The sequence below is a fragment of the Paraburkholderia polaris genome (genome assembly GCF_012927345.1).
GTDB classification, from domain to species: Bacteria; Pseudomonadota; Gammaproteobacteria; order Burkholderiales; family Burkholderiaceae; genus Paraburkholderia; species Paraburkholderia polaris.
The window spans coordinates 29,458-46,347 of the sequence record NZ_JABBGJ010000006.1 but is presented as its reverse complement, the minus strand read 5'-3'; the positions used below and the strand labels follow the sequence as shown (position 1 = coordinate 46,347).

At 62.2% G+C, this 16,890-nt stretch carries 13 protein-coding genes; 5 read left to right on the top strand and 8 right to left on the bottom strand.

Annotated elements, in window-relative coordinates:
* Positions 1–34: 34 nt before the first annotated feature.
* The 3 genes from HHL24_RS06850 to HHL24_RS06840 form a co-directional block, all read right to left on the bottom strand.
* On the bottom strand, positions 35–1,384 hold the full coding sequence (locus tag HHL24_RS06850) for an MFS transporter (RefSeq protein WP_169484749.1): 1,350 nt from the start codon (positions 1,382–1,384) through the stop codon (positions 35–37).
* Positions 1,385–1,759: 375 nt separating this feature from the next.
* Entirely contained in the window at positions 1,760–3,232 is a 1,473-nt protein-coding gene (locus HHL24_RS06845) for an NAD-dependent succinate-semialdehyde dehydrogenase (RefSeq protein WP_169484748.1), read from the bottom strand.
* A 318-nt stretch (positions 3,233–3,550) separates the two neighbouring features.
* The gene (locus HHL24_RS06840; protein WP_169484747.1) at positions 3,551–4,567 is read right to left on the bottom strand and encodes a LacI family DNA-binding transcriptional regulator; all 1,017 of its coding nucleotides are present in this window, start codon (positions 4,565–4,567) and stop codon (positions 3,551–3,553) included.
* A gap of 255 nt (positions 4,568–4,822) precedes the next feature.
* On the opposite strand from HHL24_RS06840, the gene HHL24_RS06835 reads away from it, so the two are divergent.
* The 5 genes from HHL24_RS06835 to HHL24_RS06815 all read left to right on the top strand — a co-directional run bounded on the left by HHL24_RS06835 (position 4,823) and on the right by HHL24_RS06815 (position 11,186).
* The gene (locus HHL24_RS06835; RefSeq protein WP_169484746.1) at positions 4,823–5,962 is read left to right on the top strand and encodes an ABC transporter ATP-binding protein; all 1,140 of its coding nucleotides are present in this window, start codon (positions 4,823–4,825) and stop codon (positions 5,960–5,962) included.
* A gap of 126 nt (positions 5,963–6,088) precedes the next feature.
* Entirely contained in the window at positions 6,089–7,342 is a 1,254-nt protein-coding gene (locus tag HHL24_RS06830) for an ABC transporter substrate-binding protein (protein ID WP_169484745.1), read from the top strand.
* 65 nt (positions 7,343–7,407) lie between these two features.
* Positions 7,408–8,313, top strand: a complete 906-nt coding sequence (locus tag HHL24_RS06825) for a carbohydrate ABC transporter permease (protein WP_169484744.1) — start codon at positions 7,408–7,410, stop codon at positions 8,311–8,313.
* Positions 8,314–8,332: 19 nt separating this feature from the next.
* Positions 8,333–9,184 carry a carbohydrate ABC transporter permease gene (locus HHL24_RS06820; protein ID WP_169484743.1) on the top strand — a complete coding sequence of 284 codons (852 nt, stop codon included), beginning with the start codon at positions 8,333–8,335 and terminating at the stop codon, positions 9,182–9,184.
* 37 nt (positions 9,185–9,221) lie between these two features.
* Positions 9,222–11,186: a beta-galactosidase gene (locus HHL24_RS06815; RefSeq protein ID WP_169484742.1), complete on the top strand. Its 1,965-nt coding sequence runs from the start codon at positions 9,222–9,224 to the stop codon at positions 11,184–11,186.
* A gap of 79 nt (positions 11,187–11,265) precedes the next feature.
* On the opposite strand, the gene HHL24_RS06810 is transcribed toward HHL24_RS06815, so the two are convergent.
* The 5 genes from HHL24_RS06810 to HHL24_RS06790 all read right to left on the bottom strand — a co-directional run bounded on the left by HHL24_RS06810 (position 11,266) and on the right by HHL24_RS06790 (position 16,805).
* The gene (locus HHL24_RS06810) at positions 11,266–11,595 is read right to left on the bottom strand and encodes a hypothetical protein (protein WP_169484741.1); all 330 of its coding nucleotides are present in this window, start codon (positions 11,593–11,595) and stop codon (positions 11,266–11,268) included.
* A gap of 74 nt (positions 11,596–11,669) precedes the next feature.
* Positions 11,670–13,064 (bottom strand): short-chain fatty acid transporter, encoded by a 1,395-nt coding sequence (locus HHL24_RS06805; RefSeq protein ID WP_169484740.1) that lies wholly within the window; start codon positions 13,062–13,064, stop codon positions 11,670–11,672.
* Positions 13,065–13,163: 99 nt separating this feature from the next.
* Complete coding sequence (locus HHL24_RS06800) at positions 13,164–13,886, bottom strand: ABC transporter substrate-binding protein (protein WP_230417367.1); 723 nt, start codon at positions 13,884–13,886, stop codon at positions 13,164–13,166.
* Between the two features lie 286 nt (positions 13,887–14,172).
* Positions 14,173–15,531 (bottom strand): MFS transporter, encoded by a 1,359-nt coding sequence (locus HHL24_RS06795; protein WP_169484739.1) that lies wholly within the window; start codon positions 15,529–15,531, stop codon positions 14,173–14,175.
* Positions 15,532–15,605: 74 nt separating this feature from the next.
* Positions 15,606–16,805: a porin gene (locus HHL24_RS06790; RefSeq protein WP_169484920.1), complete on the bottom strand. Its 1,200-nt coding sequence runs from the start codon at positions 16,803–16,805 to the stop codon at positions 15,606–15,608.
* Between the last annotated feature and the right edge of the window lie 85 nt (positions 16,806–16,890).

Below are 16,890 nucleotides of genomic sequence, written 5' to 3'. Positions count from 1 at the left end.
GAGGGGTTTAGGCTGACGTGGCGTCGGCTGGACGTCAGGCGTTGTCTTGCTCTTTGCGTTGCGCCTGAATTCGCAGCGCTTTGGGGAAGGTCTCGGGCGCGAGGCACGTCGCGATTACGGTGATCAAACCAAGCACAACGAGGTAAATGGCGACTGGCGCGGCGCTGCGGTAATGAGCGAGCAAAGCGGTGGCCACCATCGGCGAGAGGCCGCCGCCGAGTACCGAAGAAATCTCGCGGCCGATACCCAAACCCGAGAAGCGCAGATGGACAGGCAGCAACTCGCTGATGAAGGCGGGTTGTGCGCCTTCGAGAATGCCGAGCGTGATGCTGTTGGCGAGCACGAGCGCCGCGATCACTTTCCACAGCACGCCGGAGCCGAGCAACGTGAAGTACGGATACGCGACCAGCACCATTGCGATCGCGCCGGCGAGATAGACTGGTTTGCGGCCGATTTTGTCGGTGAGGCGTCCCATCAACAGCGAAACGGGGATCATCAGCAGCATCGACAAGGTCAGTCCGCCCAGCACCCAGCTTGATTTGATGCCGATGAACTGGCTATAGGCGATCGAGAACGCGAAGAAGATGTATGACGCGGCGCCTTCGCCGAAGCGCAGGCCGAACACCGTGAGCACTTCGCGCGGACATTGACGCAGCACCTCGACGATGGGCATGCGGCTGGCGCGGCGCGTGGCCTTCACTTCGGCGAATTCCGCGCTTTCGTCGACGGAGCGGCGCATCCATAGGCCGAGCGCGACCAGCACGGCGCTGCAGAGGAACGGTACACGCCAGCCCCAGCTGTGGAAGTCGGAAGGCGACAACGTCTGCACGAGCAGGAATGCCGTGGTCGACAGCACGAAGCCGAACGCCGCGCCGCTCGGACTCCATGCCGCCAGCGCACCGCGTTTCGAGGCGGGCGCGCTCTCGTAAATCAGCAGGATGCTGCCGCTCCATTCCCCGCCTGCCGCCAGGCCCTGCAGGATGCGCAGCAGCACGAGCATGACGGGTGCCGCGATGCCGATCTGCTGGTAGGTCGGCAGAAGACCCATGCAGACGGTGGCGGTGCCCATCACCAGCAGCGTCAGCATCATGACGGTCTTGCGGCCGTAGCGGTCGCCGATATGGCCGCACAGGACGCCACCGATGGGGCGCGCGATGAAGCCCACGGTAAAACCGCCGAATGCCGCGATCGTGCCCGTCAGCGGATCGCTGCCGACCGGAAAGAACAGCTTGCCGAACACCAGGGCGGCGGCGGTTCCATAGAGAAAAAAGTCATACCATTCGAGGATCTGGCCGAGCACCGCGGTCGTCACCGCGCGACGAACCTTGCTGGTTCGCCGAAGAGCAGGCAGGGGTGTGAGAGCGGCGGTCGCGTCAGAGTTCATGGTATGTGGAAGGTCACGATGTTGAGGGTTCCGCGTCCCAGTCATGCTGATCGGCGGGAGCGGCGATACGAGTCCGGCGGGCATGGTCGAACCATAGAGCCGCGAGAAAACCCGGTCAAATTCGGGACAAAAATGGGCGTCATGAATGGGGTGCATGACGAGGGATGGAGACGGCGTGTACTGGGGGTACTGCCACAAACCACTACACGGTGGTTTCATCCTGGGGACAACTGAGGGAAACGGGTATGCAACTCACCGACTTCGATGCGCTGACGTTCGACTGCTACGGGAAACGGGATGCTGACTGGACGCTCACGCCTCGCGTCATGCGAAGCGTGATGTCAGGGGGAAGATGGCGGAAAGTGCGGGAGCTCGTTAATCCAGTCCGCCCTGGCACAGGTACTTGATCGACATGTAATCGTCGAGCCCGTACTTCGAACCTTCGCGGCCGTAACCCGATTCCTTCACCCCGCCGAACGGCGCCGCTTCACTCGACACGGCGCCCTCATTGATCCCGATCACGCCCGCTTCGAGCTGGCCCGCAACGCGATTGATGCGCCGCACGCCCTGCGTGTAAAAGTAGGCAGCGAGACCGAACGGCGTGTCGTTAGCGAGACGGATCGCTTCGGCTTCGTCATCGAAGCGGAACAGTGGCGCCACCGGCCCAAAGGTTTCTTCGCAGCAGACGAGCATGCCGTCCTGCGTATCGGTCAGCACGGTCGGCGCATAGTAGTTCGGGCCGAGTTCGGTCAGGCGCTTGCCGCCGGTCAGTACTTTCGCGCCGTGTTTGACGGCGTCTTCGACGTGGCGGGCAATCTTGTCGATGGCGCGTTCGTTGATCATCGGGCCGATCTGTGCATCCGGATCGGTTGCGGGCGCAACCTTCAGCGCGGCGACGCGCTTCGCGAGCAAATCGGCAAAACGCGCGTAGACGCCGGACTGCACATAGACGCGGTTCGGGCACACGCAAGTCTGGCCGCCGTTGCGGAACTTGGCGGCCATCAGACCCGTAACCGCAGCATCGAGATCGGCGTCGTCGAAGACGATGAAGGGCGCATTGCCGCCCAATTCCAGTGACAGCTTCTTGAGCGTGCCAGCCGACTCGCGGGCGAGATGCTTGCCGACCGGCGTCGAGCCCGTGAACGTGATCTTGCGTACGCGCGCGTCGGCGAGCCAGTCAGCGACCGCCGCAATGCCCTGTTCGCGCGAAGCCGACAGCATGTTCAGCACGCCGTCCGGCAAGCCCGCTTCCTGGGCGAGCGCTGCCAGCGCGAGCGCGGTAAGCGGCGTGTCTTCGGCGGGCTTGGCCACGACCGTGCAACCGGCCGCAAGCGCGGGCGCGATCTTGCGCGCAATCATCGCCAGCGGGAAATTCCACGGCGTGATCGCCGCGACCACGCCGACGGGTTCCTTCACCGCGCTCATGCGTTTGCCGCGTTGTTGCTGCGGGATCAGATCGCCGTAGATGCGTGTCGCCTCGTCGGCGAACCAGGCGACGTACGACGCACCGTAGGCGACTTCGCCACGGCTTTCCGCCAGCGGCTTGCCTTGTTCCGTCGACATCAGCTTCGCGAGGTCTTCGGTATTGGCGACGATCAGCGCGTGCCAGCGGCGCAGAATCCCCGCGCGTTCGCGCGGCAGCCTATCGCGCCACGCGGGGAAGGCGCGGGCCGCGGCGTCGGTGGCGGCGCGGGCGTCCGATGCGGTGCTGTTCGCGACTTCGACGATCAATTCGCCGGTGGCCGGGTTGGTGACAGGAAAGCGGGCGGCGTCGGCGGCGTCGATCCACTTGCCGTCGATCAGATTCTGCGGGCGAATCAGTTCTTTGCGGGTCAATGCGAGAGACATCGGGTTGCTCCTTCAAATTGCCGTCGAGGACAGGCGTGTGGTTGATACGGCCGCACGGCAGCATGCGGCGGCGCAGCGAAATGCGGCGCGCACACATTGGCGCGCGACCGGCTTTGAACCAGGCCGATCTATGCTTCGATGCTACGCGCGCATGGCAGTCGACGAAATCGCCAATCGAGGCTTTCACGACGCGCGGAGCGTTTTTTTTCGGGCCCCGACAGCATTTTCTGCTGAACGTGGGGTGAAGCCGCCCTGCCCGGATGGGGGCGGCTGGCGACGGCCGTGTTGCGCGGCCACCTGCACGCGTATTCTCGCGCCTCAACTCATGCGCCGCGGTCCCGTCGACGCTCGTACGATCAATTGCGGCGGCGGCGCGAGCACCATCGACGGTTGCTGTTCAGGCGTCTGGATCAGACGAATCAGACTATCGATCGACAACTCCGCGACGGCCGCCGTCTGGATCGCCACTGTCGTCAATGCGGGGTGTACCTGATGCGCCAGTTGAATGTCCGTAATGCCGATGACCGACACGTCGTTCGGCACAGCGCGGCCAAGCGTGATCAACGCCTGTGCCGCGCCGATCGCCAGCAGATCGTTGGTCGCGAAAATCGCGCTGAGGTGAGGGCGGTTCGCCATCAACTGCATGCAGGCGGCGTAGCCAGCGTCGATCGAGTCGCGGATCTGCAGCACTGCGGCAGCGTCTGTTTCGATTCCGGCCTCGCGCATCACCGCACGAAATCCGTTGGAGCGCGCATCCTGCAAGCCGCCGCAACCGTCGCCGATCAGAAGGCCGATCTCGCGGTGACCGAGTTCGAGCAGATGCCTCGCGGCCAGCGCGCCCGCATGGGCAAAATCCACGGCAATGCAGGGCAGCGCGGGCGGCGTCTCCGGGTGTTCCCACATCGCCAGCAGAATCGGCGCGCTGTGCGTGGCCGACGCGCACAAATCGTTGATCGCGATGTCCGTGTTCATCACGAGCACACCGTCCGCGAGCGTGCCGGCGATCTGGTTCAGATACGCGCGGCCGATTTCCGCATCGTCGTCAGTATTGCAAACCATCAGGAAGTACCCCGCTTTGCGCGCCGCTCGCTCGGCGGCCAGCACGAACTCGGGGTAGAACGGGTTCGAGATGTTCGACAGCATCAAGGCCAAGGTCGACGAGCGGCCCTCGGCCAGCGCGCGCGCGTTCAGATTGGGCCGGTAGCCGAGATCGGCGATCGCTTTCAGCACGCGTTCGGCTGTCTCCGGCCGGACCTTCTCGCGGTTGCGCAGGACATTGGAAACGGTGGCGGCGGTGACGTGTGCGCGCTTCGCGACTTCGGACAGGGTGACCATTTTCTGTTTATCCCATATTCAGGGAATGCGATTCAAATGTTGCAAGCGACTGGCGACGTTGATAACTTGCTGGAAAACACAGCGCCTTGCATGGGATCAGAGTAAGGCGCTGAAGCGCCAACTCTGGTCGACAGGAGACACTCACCATGACTTTTTCCCTCGAACTCAAATTTAAGCGATTAAATGCCTGCTGCACAAGAGCTGGCCGTTTATTTTTCATAGAAATTTAAGCGGTTAAATCCGGGAGGCAGCAGCATGGCTACGATTCGTCTTACGAACGTGCAGAAGTCGTACGGTGACCATCCGCCGGTGATCCGGCGCGTGAATCTCGAGATCGCGCAGCACGAGTTCTGCGTGTTTCTTGGGCCCTCGGGTTGCGGCAAGTCGACCCTGCTGAGAATGATCGCCGGTCTCGAAGACCTGAGCGAAGGCGAGCTGCACATCGGCGGCCGCCTCGTGAACGATGTTCCCGCTGCCGGGCGCGGCGTAGCGATGGTGTTCCAGAGCTACGCGCTGTTTCCGCACATGACCGTGTTCGACAACATGGCGTTCGGCCTGAAACTCGCGAAGCAACCCAAGGACGTGATCGAGCGGAAGGTGCGCGAAGCCGCGCGCATTCTGCAACTGGACGCCTTTCTTGATCGCTATCCGAAAGCGCTCTCGGGCGGGCAGCGGCAGCGCGTGGCGATCGGCAGGGCGATCGTGCGCGAACCCGGCGTGTTCCTGTTCGATGAACCGCTGTCGAATCTCGACGCCGCATTGCGCGGCCAGACGCGCGTCGAAATCGCCCGCCTGCACCAGCGCTTCGCGAACGCGAGCGTGGTCTATGTGACCCACGATCAGGTCGAGGCGATGACGCTTGCCGACAGAATCGTGTTGCTGCACGCAGGAGCGGACGCGGAGCGCTTCGGCAGCATCGCGCAGACCGGCGCGCCGCTTGAGTTGTATCACCATCCGAAGTCGCGCTTTGTGGCGGGCTTCATCGGTTCGCCGCGAATGAATTTCATCGACGCGGTGGTCGATTCGATCGAAGCGGGCAAGGTGGCCGTCACGCTGATGAAAAGCGGCGAACGGCTGATTGCTCACGTGGACGGCCAAGGCCTCCAGCGCGGCCAGCCCGTCACCCTCGGCGTGCGCCCGGAACATTTGCGTCTGGATGGCGACGAGCAGTTCATTCAGTGCGTCACGGTGCTATCGGAATGGCTCGGCGAGCACAGCTATATTCACGCGGATCACGAGACCGGCACGCTCATCGCCAAGGCCGCGGGCGATACGCCGATCGGTTCGGGCGAGCGCATCTGCATTCACGTTCCGCCTGCCGCGTGTCATCTGTTCGATGCTGAAGGCGTTGCACTGCGGCGCAGCATGTTCGAACCCGATCGGGTCGCCGCTTGAGGTGCCCAGGGTATCCAAGGCACCCAGGCGCCACCGGATTCACCGAAATCCTATTCCGCCACAGAGCGGGTACATCGTCTGGCAGCGATTCGCTGTCAGCCAACAAGGTAGTCAAGGAGACATAAGATGATTTCTCTTCGCCTTCGCCGTCTGGCACATGCGTCGATTGCGGCCGCTCTGGTCGCAGGCGCACTCTGCTCCACCGCGGCAGACGCGGCCACGCTGACCGTCAACGTATCGGCGCGCGGTAATCAGCGCTCGACGTGGCAGGACGCGTTCGACAAGTTCAAGAAAGCCAATCCCGACGTCGACCTAAAGGCGACCTACATCACCGAGGAAGCGTACAAGGTGCAGATGGGCGGCTGGCTCGCCACCGATCCGCCGGATGTCGTGTCGTGGCACGATGGCGAGCGGATGGCGTATTACGCGCAACGCGGCCTGCTCGAAGACCTGTCGTCCGACTGGAGCAAGAACGGCTGGTCGCAGCAGTATGCGTCGGTGAAGGACGCCTCGACGTATAAGGGCAAGCAGTACGCCGCGCCGCTCGGTTACGACGCCTACGGCTTTTTCTATCGCAAGGACCTGTTCGAGAAGGCCGGTATCAAGAGCGAACCGAAAACGTGGGATGAATTTCTCGACGCCTGCAAGAAGCTGAAGGCCAGCGGTGTTGCACCGATCGCCGTCGCGGCGCGCGATAGCTGGACGCTTGCCGCGTGGTTCGACTATCTCGACCTGCGCATCAACGGCAACGCATTCCACCAGCAGTTGATGGCCGGCGAAATTCCCTACACCGATCCGCGCGTTAAAAAGGTCTACGCCGCATGGAAAACGTTGATCGACGATCACTACTTCATCGACAACGCGCTTTCCTACGACCTCGATTCGATTGCGCCGTTTCTCGTGAGCGGCAAGGCCTCGATGATGCTGATGGGCACGTTCTTCTCGGCGAGCATTCCGGCATCGGTCAAACCGCAGACCGGCTTCTTCCGCTTCCCGGTGATCGACGCGAACGTGCCGCTGGCCGAAGACGGTCCGGTCAATGTGCTGCTGATTCCGGCGAAGGCGAAGAACAAGACCGATGCCCGCAAGCTGCTGGCCTTCATGGAACAACCGCAGATCAACGCCGATCTCGCGAAGGGTTGGGGGCAGTTGCCGTCGAACAGCCAGGCGGCCGAACCTGAAGATGAAATTTCGAAGGTGGGTTTCCAGACCCTCGCGAACACGAAGGGCGGTATCGCGCAGTTCTACGATCGCGACATGCAGAAGGAAATGGCCGACGAAGGCATGAAGGCGATGCAGCAGTTCTACAGCGATCCGTCGCAACTCGACGCCGTGCTCGTTCGCCTCGAAGCGACCCGCAAGCGCATCTACAAGAAGTAAGCCCAAGGGCGCCAGCGGCGTAGCAACAGCTGGCGCTCGCCTTCGATCTCCGACGAGGCCCGATCATGTCTCATTCCGCAGCGCGCCGCTTACCCACGGCGCGGCACCGGCACGTCTCTACGACGCGCCGTCATCAGCACCGTGCGGCGCTTTTCTTCCTGTTGCCGGGTTTTGCGTTGTTTTGCCTGTGCGTGGTCTACCCGATCATCAGCAGCATTTCGCTCAGCTTTTATAACTGGGATGGAATGACGCCGAAGACGTTCGCGGGCTTCGATAACTACATCGAGTTATTCCATGCGGACACCTTCTATACGGCGCTCAAGAACAACCTGATCTGGCTCGCGCTGTTCCTGCTGGCCCCGCCGCTCGGGCTGCTGTTCGCGTTATATCTGAACCAGCATATCCGTGGCATGCGGGTCGTGAAGTCGCTGTTCTTCGCGCCATTCGTGCTCTCGGGCGTGGTAGTCGGCCTCGTGTTCAGCTGGTTTTACGATCCCGCTTTCGGCTTGCTGCGGCTGATCGTCGGTCACGGTATTCCGGTGCTCGGCGATCCGCACACCGTCACCTTCGGCATCATCTTCGCCGCGCTGTGGCCGCAGACGCCGTTCTGCATGGTGCTGTATCTCACCGGGCTGACAGGCATCAATCCGGAAGTGGTCGAGGCAGCGCGCATGGAGGGCGCGAAAGGCGTGCGTCTGCTATGGCACGTGATTCTTCCGCAACTGCGGCCCGCGACGTTCATGGCCGTGGTGCTGACCGTGATCGGCGCGCTGCGCAGCTTCGACCTGATCGCGGTAATGAGCGGCGGCGGTCCGTTCGACAGTTCAACCGTGCTCGCCTATTACATGTACGACCAGGCGATTAAGTACTACCGCGAAGGCTATTCCGCGGCGATTGCCGTCGTGCTGTTCGCCATCATGCTCGTCTACATCGTGTTCCATCTGCGCCGCATGCTGCGCGAAGAACACTGATTTACAGGAGTCACGTGTCATGTATCCGCTTCCCGTCGAACGCTGGAAACCGCTCAATCGTACGCTGTACAAAGCGTCTTTGCCGCTCGCGCTGCTGGTATGGCTACTGCCGATGCTGGCCGTGCTGGTCACGTCGATTCGCTCTTCGGACGAGTTGTCGCAAGGCGACTACTGGGGCTGGCCCAAGCATTTCGCGCTGATTGAAAACTACGGCACGGCGCTCACGCAAACGCCGATGCTCCATTACTTCGCCAATAGTGTGCTGATTACAGTGCCGTCGGTGATCGGCGCGATCGTACTGGCGTCGATGGCGGGTTTCGCTTTGGCGACCTACCGGTTTCCGGGCAATACCGCTGTGCTGTTCGCGTTTGTCGCCGGCAACTTCGTACCGATCCAGATTCTGATGATCCCGGTGCGCGACATGGCGCTGAAAGTGGGTCTCTTCAATAGCGTGTGGGCGCTGGTGATTTTTCATGTGTCGTTTCAGACCGGCTTTTGCACGCTGTTTTTGCGCAACTTCATCAAACAGTTGCCATTCGAGATGATCGAAGCGGCGCGCGTGGAAGGGGCCAGTGAATGGACGATCTACTGGCGCATCGTGCTGCCGCTGATCCGGCCCGCGCTCGCGGCGCTCGGCATCCTCGTATTCACGTTTGTCTGGAACGACTATTTCTGGGCGTTGTGCCTCACGCAGGGCGATGAGGCCGCGCCGATCACCGTGGGCGTCGCAGCGCTCAAAGGCCAGTGGACGACGGCATGGAATCTCGTCGCCGCCGGCTCGGTGCTTGCCGCATTGCCCTCTGTGCTGATGTTCTTCCTGATGCAGAAGCATTTCGTCGCCGGCCTGACTTTCGGCGCAAGCAAGGGCTGATTGCCCGTTTGCCGTCATCTATCAAAGAGACTCTCTTATGCAACTTGGTGTTTGCTATTACCCGGAACAATGGCCGCGTTCGATGTGGGCCGACGACGCGAAACGTATGGTCGAGCTCGGCATCACGCATGTGCGGATCGCTGAATTCGCGTGGAGCCGGATGGAGCCGCGCGCCGGCGAATTCGCTTGGGGCTGGCTTGACGAGGCGGTCGGGACGCTCGCGGCCGCGGGACTGAAACTCGTGCTGGGCACACCGACCGCGTCGCCGCCGAAGTGGCTGATCGACGCGCACCCGGACGTGTTACCGGTGCGTGCGGACGGCGTGCGCTGGAATTTCGGCTCGCGTCGTCACTACGATATTTCCAGCGAGATATACCGGCGCGAGTGCGTGCGCATTGTCACCGCGATGGTGGCGCGCTACGGAAGGCATCCGTCTATCGTCTCGTGGCAGACCGATAACGAACTCGGCTGCCACGAGACCGTGCCGAGCTATTCGCTCGCTGCATTGACGCGCTTTCAGACGTGGCTCCGCCATCGTTACGAGCGCGTCGATGCGCTGAACGATGCATGGGGCAACGTGTTCTGGAGCATGGAGTACCCGTCGTTCGAGGCGATCGGCCTGCCTAACCTCACGCCCACCGACGCCAATCCGATCCATCTGCTCGATTTCCGCCGTTTCATGTCAGACGAGGTGGCGAGCTTCCATCGCGAGCAGATCGATGTGCTGCGTGAGCATGCGCCCGAGGCGGATCTGCTGCATAACTTCATGGGCTTCTTCACGACCTTCGATCATTACCGCTTCGCCGAAGACAACGCGCTCGACGTAGCGGCATGGGACAGCTATCCGATCGCACGCACTGAATCGATCGCGCTGCCTGAAGAGCAGAAGGCGCGTTACGCACGCACCGCGCATCCCGACGTCTCCGCGTTTGATCATGACCGCTACCGCGCAATCGGCGCCGGCCGTTTCTGGGTGATGGAGCAGCAGGCCGGGCCGGTGAATTGGGCGTCGTGGAATCCGGTGCCGGCGAAGGGCATGGTCAGGCTGTGGGCTTACGAAGCATTCGCGCATGGCGCAGAACTGGTGTCGTATTTCCGTTGGCGTCAGTGTCCGTATGCGCAGGAACAGATGCACTCCGGCCTCAATTTGCCGAACAACGAACTGTCGCCGGGCGGCCTCGAAGTGCAGCAGGCGGCGCGTGAAATCGCTTCGTCCGCGGTGCTGTCCGGACTCGGCGCACCGGCGCGCGCGGCCACCGCGATCGTCTTCGACTACGAGACGCAGTGGATGTTCGAGATTCAACGTCACGGCAAAACCTTCGACTATCAGACGCTGGTGTTCGACTATTACGAAGCGCTGCGTGAGCTCGGTCTCGACGTCGATATCGTGTCGAGCAACGCCGATCTGTCGCAGTACCGGCTGGTGGTGGTGCCGAGCATCGCCGTGATCGACGACGCGCTTGTCGATCAGATTGAGCGGAGCTCGGCGCAATGGGTATTCGGCCCGAGGAGCGGCTCGAAGACCACGACCTTTGCCATTCCGTCGAGCTTGCCGCCCGGCGCGTTGCAACGCGTTCTGCCGATGCAGGTGCTCGAAGTCGAAACGCTGCGCCCGACGCTCACGCCAGCGCTTTCGATAGGCGATACGCAAGGTGTTGCGATGCATTGGCGCGAGCACGTTCGCGCCAATGGCGAGACGACCGTCGACGCGCAATTCGACGACACGTGGCCGGCGATCCTCGCCAACGGAAGGGTTCGCTATGTGGCGGGTTGGTTGTCGCACGCGTTGCATCGCACGGTTTTGCAGCAGGCGGCGAAGGATGCCGGTATCGGGACGCAACGGCTGGCTGATGGCCTGCGTATTCGTCGGCGCGGCAATCTGACCTTCGCGTTCAACTTCGGCTCGGAGCAAGTGCAGGCACCCGCGCCGGCCGATGCGACTTTTGTGCTGGGACATTCACAGTTGAATACTGGCGATGTCTGCGCGTGGAAGAACGCGTAGGCCCACTCATGCTGCACCTCGACAGCGCTAGCCAGGGCCTGGCGCTAGCGCAGTGAAATATCCGTGCAGACTGCAGGCTCTACTGCGAGGGTGCCTGCGGTTTGTGCTGGTTTGCACAGTCCGATGTGAAGGCCATGCTAGCCTGATCGGGTGTCATGTGCGGCGCGCCAGGACTGTAGATTTTATCGATGATGCCGAACACTGCTTGCCGGTCGGACTCATTCTTGTAGTACTTTGCCGCTTGATCGAGCGCTTGCGCTTTCGTCTTTTTGTGAGCACGCCAGGACGCCACCTGGCCGGCAATATCGCCGATTGCAAAACATTGATCGCTGACTGTTTGTGCAACGGCTTCAACGGCCGGCTGCGCGAGGCACACCGCGAGCACTGCCGATACGACTACACGTTTCATTACCAAATCCTGTCGTTATGCGCGCCGTCAATAGGGCGCACCGGATTCTCCCACAACTTCGTCGCCACCCCGGGTCACGGAATCAGCCAAAGCGCCGCCGCATAGATGACGAGGGAAACGACAAACGTGATCGCCGTATAGCCCATGACACGCTGGATGCGAATGCCAGCGATCGCAACCACGGGTACGGCCCAGAAAGGTTGCAGCATGTTCGAGACGTTTTCGGCCATGGCGACACCCATGGCGGTGCGCGGAACCGAAGCATGCAGGCTGAGCGCGGCGGGCAGAACGAAAGGTCCCTGCACAGCCCAGTGTCCACCTGCGCTAGGAATCAGCAGCGTGATGATCAGCGAGCTAAAGTAACTCAGGACCGGAAGCGTGACTGGCGTCGCGATGGCCACGAACGTCTTGGCGATTGTCGACGCCAACCCGGTCCCGGTCATGATGCCCATGATGCCGCCGTACATCGGATATTGAAGCAGCATCGATCCGGTCTGCCGCGCGGCGCGGCGAATCGCATCGGCATAGGCGATCGGTGTGCGCTGCAGCGCGAGCCCAACCAGCAGGAAGATCAGGATCGTGGTGTTGATGTCCAACTCGAAGCCCTTGCTGGTCCACGTCATCGCGAGATAGCCGACGCCCAGCGCCAGCACGAACAGCGTGCCGAGCATTGAGCGTTCGACACGGGCAGCGAATGACGATGTCGTCGAGTCCCGGGCATGGGGATCGGCCTCTGCAACTGTCGCAGGCTCGGACTGCGTTTCATTGAAAGCGACAACATCTTCCTGCCTCGGGTGCATCCAGATGAAGATCGCCGTCATGACGATAACCACCAGTACGGTCGGGATGAAGACGAACGGGGCGAACACGGTCTGACTCAACGGAATCACCTGCCCGGTGGCTTTCTCAACAAGATTTAATGCGTTGCCATGCGACGCCTGTGACAACGCGATCGAGCTGGACAAACCGCTATTGCAGACCGACCACGCCGAGTAGCTGCCTGCGACCAGCCATGCGAAATCCACCTTCACACGCTTGGCGATTTCGCGCGACAGGAGTGCGCCGACAACGAGGCCAAGTCCCCAGTTAAGCCACGCGGCCACCGCGACGATCGGGAAGACCAGCAGCGCGGCGCGGGTCGGTGTGCGCACGCCGGCAGCCATCGCTCGCAAGCCGCGCTGGACGAGAGGGGCGTCAGCGATTGCATAGCCAGTCGCGAGAATCAGGATCATCTGCAGCGCGAAGCCGAGAATGTTGAACGTGCCACCGTACCAGGAGGTCAGGATGACCGGCAGCGAAGCATGTGGCGCGAAGGCCGCCGCCAGCAGGGCCACCACCAGGGTCAAGCCAATTGCAAGGACGAACGGGTCCGGCATGACCTGCTCAAACACATAGACTAGACCCGCGACGACGTTTCCACGGCGCGCACTGTGACCTGTGTCAGCTGAGTTGATGTCTCTCTTGTTCATGGTTTCTAGTCCTCTGGTCGCATTTGCGCAGCCCGTGGCGTGCTTAAGGCGGTGCGCTTCATGGGCACATACGTTGCGCATGCGCGTGGCGCACACTACTTATTGCTCATCGTCGTTTGGAACTGCTGCGCCTGCGATGTGATGCCGCGCCAGCGACGCCGAGACGAAGCCCGATACCTTCATGTCCTCAACGAACTTCGACAGATACGCGGCCGCTTCATCGCCTCTTGCTTTGGGCACGCCCATCGCCTGACGGATCACCATGAAGCGCTGATCCAGTATCCGCATTCCGCCCGCTTGAGCGGCGTCCTTTTCGAGCTGTTGCTTGACGCCTGCGGCCACGTCCAGATGTTGATCCAGAAAGCTCTGCACAACCGCTGGCGAAGTTGGAATCCGGACGAGCGTCGCGCGATGCAGTTCGCGCGTCAGAAACAGATCGTAGGCGCTACCCTTGCCGACCGCGACCGTCACACCGGGTTGATCGACATCCTCGTTGGTGATGATCGGCGAGGTATTGCGCACAAGATAAAAACCTTCTATCAGCACATACGGCCTGGTGAAAGCGATTTCCTGTCCGCGCTTCGGATCGACGGCGAAGAAACCGATGTCCGCATTGCCCTGACTTACGTTTTCAACAGAGGCGCCCGCCGACTCGACCGCGACCAGTTGCAGTGGCACGCCGAGTCGTCTGGCGAATTCGGTGGCGAGATCGACGGATACGCCGACCGGTTTGCCCGTCGCCGGATCGAGACTTGCCAGGACGGGATTGCCGAGATTGATCGACGCGCGCAGCGTGCCGCCCGGCGCGAACACTTGCGCCATCGATCCACGCGCGCCTGGGGTTTGCGCGAACACGGACGTCGAAGCGGACATACCCAGGATGGCACCCGATGCCAGTAAGGCTGCCAATGTCCTGAACACACCGCGATGGCGTTTCACTATTGAAAGCTCGGTCATCCTGGGTTGCCTTTGCCTGGCGTACGAGAGCGACGTTATGCAAGGGCGCGTCGAAAGGCTCGCGCGCCCACCCTTCATATTAGTCGTCAACTCGTCGGACCGGGCAGGCTGAATCCGCGAGCCGAGCGTAAAGCCCAACTCAACGCCCAACTCAATGCCCAAACGACTCCGCTTTCGCGCCAGCCTCTGCCGCCACATGCGGCCGTGCCGCCTGCTTGATCAGCAAGGCCACGCACGAAATCAGACCCGCCACCGCGACCATCGCGAAGATGCCCGCGAACGTGAAGTGACGGCGCGTCAGTTCGGCCACGAGGAACGAGCCCGCAATCCCGCCGAAGCGGCCGATCCCCAGCATCCACGCCACGCCCGTGCCGCGACCTTGAGTCGGATAAAACGCCGCGGCAAGGGCCGGCATCGACGACTGTGCGGTATTCATCAGCACACCCGCGACGAACACGATGAAGATCAGCGCGCCGACATTGCCGACCGCCTGGCCGATGAAGTACACGCTCACCGCGGTCAGCGCGTAGCAGGCCGCAATGATGCGGTTCGCGTTGAAGCGGTCCATCAGCACGCCACACAGCACGGCGCCTACGCCGCCGAGCGGGAACAGCGCGGAAATCAGCGTCGCGCGTTGCGGCGTGAGTCCGGCGTCCTTCAGCAGAATCGGCATCCAGTTGATCGAGGCGTAGAAGATCACGAGACCCATGAAATAGGCAATCCACAGCATCACCGAGCCGATGATGTACGAACGCGACAGCACCACGCCGATGCCCTTGCCGCCGGTTTGAGGCGCGGTTTCGGTCATGACGAAACTGCCGGCCTGCGCGGCGTCGCTCGAAATGCGTGCCAGCGCTGCGCGAATCCGTTCGACCGGCTTGCTGTTGGCCACCATGTAGCGGACCGATTCCGGCATCTTCAGCACCAGCACGACCAGCAGCAACAGCGGCGTGATACCGCCGAGCAGCAGCACGCTGCGCCAGCCGAAGTGCGGAATCATCCACGCAGCGAGAAAGCCGCCGAAGGCCGCGCCCAGCGGAAAGCCGCAGAACATCAGATTGATCACGGTCGCGCGGCGGCGATCCGGGCAGTACTCGCCCATCATCGTCACGGCGTTCGGCATGGCCGCGCCGAGGCCGACGCCGGTGATGAAGCGCAATATCGTCAGGTGTTCGATGCTGTTCGAGAACGCCGAAGCGAAGCAGGCAACACCGAACAGCAGCACCGAGCCGAGCAGCATCGAGCGCCGCCCGAGCCGGTCGGACAGCGGCCCTGAGCCGAGCGCGCCGCAAGCGAGGCCGAACAGCGCCGCGCTGAGCACCGGCGCGAGTGCGGGTCGGGTGATACCCCATTCGGCGATCAGCGACGGCGCAATGAAGCCGATCGCGGCTGTGTCAAATCCGTCCAGCAGGACGATGATGAAACACATGAAAAAGATGAGCCACTGGAACGGCGAGAAGGGATGTTCGTTGATAAACGTTTGAACGTTCACGGCGGTGCTGCGGCTCATGATGGTCTCCTGACTGCAGAATATGGAAAGGCTCGTCGTAACGAGCCTTCCTTTCTTTTACGATCGCGCGTCGCTTAGAAGCGGTGCACGATGCCTACGCCGGCGGCGAACTGGCTGCGCGACGACGACGGCGCGCTCTGGAAGCCGTCGCCGAGGGTTGCGGTGGCCGTGATGATGTGGCCCGAACCCGCCGTGCCGAGCGTGTTGCCGTTGGTGCGCTGGAACGCCTGCAACGCATAGAGGCCGGTGCGCTTCGACAGTGAATAGTACTCGGACAGGTTGACCTGCTGGTACTGCGCCGAACTCGTGATGCCGTTTGCCTTGGTTGCGCGCGTGTAGGCATAGCCCGTCGCGAAGTCCCATGCAACCGTCGGCTTCCAGTGCAGCACGACGCCGGCCGTGTTGAAGATCGCCGTATCGCGGAAGCTCGAGCCTACACCCGGAATGTACTGCACGTTCGAGTAGGCTGCGGACACGTCCCAGCCGTTACCGAAGTTGTAGCCGCCGGTGACCGCGAAGCGCTGCTGCGCCTGCGCCGTCTGATAGCCGTTGGTCACGGCCGACACGCCCGGTTGCGCGCCGTTGTTCGACACGGTCGAATCCGCGCCGTACGCGCCGCCGCCCAGCGTCGAATTGTTGATCCGCATGAAGCCCACCGCGAGGCCGACCGGACCGTTGAGGTACTGGAGCGCGCCGCTCCACGTCGAGCCGCGATTCAGGCTGCCCGGCACGCCGCCGACCGCATACGAGCCGCTGAACGTGAAGCCGTACAGTTTCGGCGAGGTATAGACCAGCGAATTGTTGGCGCGGTAGATCGTGTCGAGTGCGTCGACGTCGCCCGGGTGCGCGCCGTAGTAGCCAGTGAGCCACGTGGTCGGGCTATACGGCGACAGCAGCGTGTAATAGGCCGTGTATTGACGGCCGGCGGTAAACGTTCCGTAGGTGTTGTTCGTCACGCCAACCCATGCCTGGCGGCCGAACAGCGCATTCGTGTATTGCTGCGCGCCGGTGGCGGAATTGAAACCCGACTCCAGCTGGAAGATGGCCTTGGTGCCGCCGCCGAGATCTTCCGCACCCTTCAGGCCGAAGCGGCTACCGGCCCATACGCCGTTGATCATCTTGACGGCGGATTTGCCGCCGGAAGTCGAGCCGAGGGATGTCTGGCTGCTTTGATAGCCGATACCCGTATCCACGATACCGTACAGCGTGACGCTGCTTTGCGCGAATGCAGGCGCGCTGGCCAAGGCTGCGATCGCGCAGGCGATCCGGGTCATAGTGATGTTGCGATTCATGAGGCGTTCTCTCCAATTCGACCTGCCTGACCTGCGAGAAGATCCAGGCGACCCGGTCGTCGATGAT

Coding starts and splice junctions, on each gene's coding strand:
- HHL24_RS06850 (WP_169484749.1), bottom strand. CDS start 1,384: ATGAACTCTGACGCGACCGCCGCTCTCACACCCCTGCCTGCTCTTCGG.
- HHL24_RS06845 (WP_169484748.1), bottom strand. CDS start 3,232: ATGTCTCTCGCATTGACCCGCAAAGAACTGATTCGCCCGCAGAATCTG.
- HHL24_RS06840 (WP_169484747.1), bottom strand. CDS start 4,567: ATGGTCACCCTGTCCGAAGTCGCGAAGCGCGCACACGTCACCGCCGCC.
- HHL24_RS06835 (WP_169484746.1), top strand. CDS start 4,823: ATGGCTACGATTCGTCTTACGAACGTGCAGAAGTCGTACGGTGACCAT.
- HHL24_RS06830 (WP_169484745.1), top strand. CDS start 6,089: ATGATTTCTCTTCGCCTTCGCCGTCTGGCACATGCGTCGATTGCGGCC.
- HHL24_RS06825 (WP_169484744.1), top strand. CDS start 7,408: ATGTCTCATTCCGCAGCGCGCCGCTTACCCACGGCGCGGCACCGGCAC.
- HHL24_RS06820 (WP_169484743.1), top strand. CDS start 8,333: ATGTATCCGCTTCCCGTCGAACGCTGGAAACCGCTCAATCGTACGCTG.
- HHL24_RS06815 (WP_169484742.1), top strand. CDS start 9,222: ATGCAACTTGGTGTTTGCTATTACCCGGAACAATGGCCGCGTTCGATG.
- HHL24_RS06810 (WP_169484741.1), bottom strand. CDS start 11,595: ATGAAACGTGTAGTCGTATCGGCAGTGCTCGCGGTGTGCCTCGCGCAG.
- HHL24_RS06805 (WP_169484740.1), bottom strand. CDS start 13,064: ATGAACAAGAGAGACATCAACTCAGCTGACACAGGTCACAGTGCGCGC.
- HHL24_RS06800 (WP_230417367.1), bottom strand. CDS start 13,886: ATGGCGCAAGTGTTCGCGCCGGGCGGCACGCTGCGCGCGTCGATCAAT.
- HHL24_RS06795 (WP_169484739.1), bottom strand. CDS start 15,531: ATGAGCCGCAGCACCGCCGTGAACGTTCAAACGTTTATCAACGAACAT.
- HHL24_RS06790 (WP_169484920.1), bottom strand. CDS start 16,805: ATGACCCGGATCGCCTGCGCGATCGCAGCCTTGGCCAGCGCGCCTGCA.